The 1,636-nt window shown below is 66.1% G+C and carries 2 protein-coding genes; both read right to left on the reverse strand.

Annotation, left to right across the window (positions count from 1 at the left end; all coding sequences use genetic code 11):
* Positions 1–30 precede the first annotated feature (30 nt).
* On the reverse strand, positions 31–921 hold the full coding sequence (locus DYI24_RS26225) for an ABC transporter permease (protein WP_164574385.1): 891 nt from the start codon (positions 919–921) through the stop codon (positions 31–33).
* Positions 922–940: 19 nt separating this feature from the next.
* Positions 941–1,636: ABC transporter permease (locus tag DYI24_RS26230; protein ID WP_164574386.1), on the reverse strand; the 696-nt coding region annotated here is incomplete at its 5' end.

Consider the following 1,636-nt stretch of genomic DNA (forward strand, 5'->3'; position numbering starts at 1 on the left):
GCGATTGCGGAGACAGCTTTGCTCATCGCGTCAGTTCCTGATGTCCATGGCGCTGCGCATCGAGTCGCTCAGCAGGTTGAAGCAGATCGACACCGCGAAGATCATCACGCCGGGCAGCGCCGCCACCCAGGGATTGACGTAGATCGCGGTGCGCAGCGTGTTCAGCATCAGGCCCCATTCCGGTTCCGGCGGCTTGGTGCCGAGGCCGAGGAACGACAGGCCGGCAGCGAGGATCATCGACACCGAGATCAGGCCGGTGGCGTAAACGAAGATCGGGCCGAGCACGTTGCCGAGCATGTGCACCCGCATGATGGTGAAGGCGCCGGCGCCGGATGCGCGTGCGGCTTCGACGAAGTCCATGTTGCGGACGCTGGTGGTGACGCTCTCGGCGACGCGGGTGATCTGCGGCACGAACACCACGGTCAGCGATACGATCGAGTTGGTGATGCCGGCGCCGAGCGCACCGGAGATCGCGATCGCCAGCAGCACCGACGGGAAGGCGTAGAACACGTCGATGGTGCGCATGATCGCGGTGTTGACCTTGCCGCCGACATAGCCGGCAACGAGGCCCAGCGAGGTGCCGATCAGAAACGCGAAGATCACCGGTAGAACGCCGATGAACAGCGACAGCCGGCCGCCATAGACCAGCCGGGCCAGCATGTCGCGGCCGAGCTCGTCGGTGCCGAGCGGATAGTTGGCGGTGCCGATCGGCTTCAGCCGCCGGATCATCGAGCCCTGATAAGGATCAGCGAGATGCAGCCACGGCGCCAGCACCGCGGCGAGCACGATCAGCAACAGGATGATGCCGCAGGCGAGCGCGATCTTGTCGCGGATCAGGCGGCGGCCGACATTGGCCCAATAGCCGCGGGCTTTGCCGGCGGGGGCTGTCTGCGGTGCGGCGTCGGAAGCGGTCAAACTCATCGTCGGTGCTCCCATGACATCAGGCCCGCTTGATCCGCGGATCGATCAGCGCCTGCGCGATGTCGACCGAGAGATTGAGCAGCACGAAGAACAGCGCCAGCACCAGGATCGTGCCCTGTAGCAGCGGCAGGTCGCGCTGGAAGATCGCGGAGTTGAGCAGCAGGCCGGAGCCCGGCCACGAGAACACCGTCTCGACCAGGATCGAGCCGCCGAGCATGTAACCCAACTGAAGGCCCATCACGGCGAGCGCGGTCGGGGCCGCGTTCTTGATGACGTGGCCGAACACGCCGGTTTCGCGCAGGCCCTTGGCGCGCAGCGCCTCGACGAAATCCTGCGACAGGATATCGCCGGTCAGTGCTCGCACCGTACGGGTGACGATGCCCATCGGAATGACGGAGGTGGTGATCGCCGGCAGGATCAGATAGCGCAGATGCGCCCAGTCCCACGCCCATTGCCCGGAGCCGCCGGGGCCGGCGCCGACCGCGGGCAGCCAGTTGAGCTGCACCGAGAACACGATCACCAGCACCATGCCGAGCCAGTAATGCGGCACCGAGACGCCGGCGATGGCGATGCCGGTGGCCAGCTTGTCGATCCAGGTATCGCGGAAGTAACCGGCGATCAGGCCGAACAGCAGGCCGAACGAGAACCCGATGATCGCCGCCGCGATCGCCAGCATCACCGTGTTGCTGACCGCGCGCATCACCTCGGCCAGCAC

Origin of the sequence: Rhodopseudomonas sp. BR0C11 (assembly GCF_010820945.1) — a bacterium.
Classification (GTDB): Bacteria; Pseudomonadota; Alphaproteobacteria; order Rhizobiales; family Xanthobacteraceae; genus Rhodopseudomonas; species Rhodopseudomonas palustris_H.

Coding starts and splice junctions, on each gene's coding strand:
- DYI24_RS26225 (WP_164574385.1), bottom strand. CDS start 921: ATGAGTTTGACCGCTTCCGACGCCGCACCGCAGACAGCCCCCGCCGGC.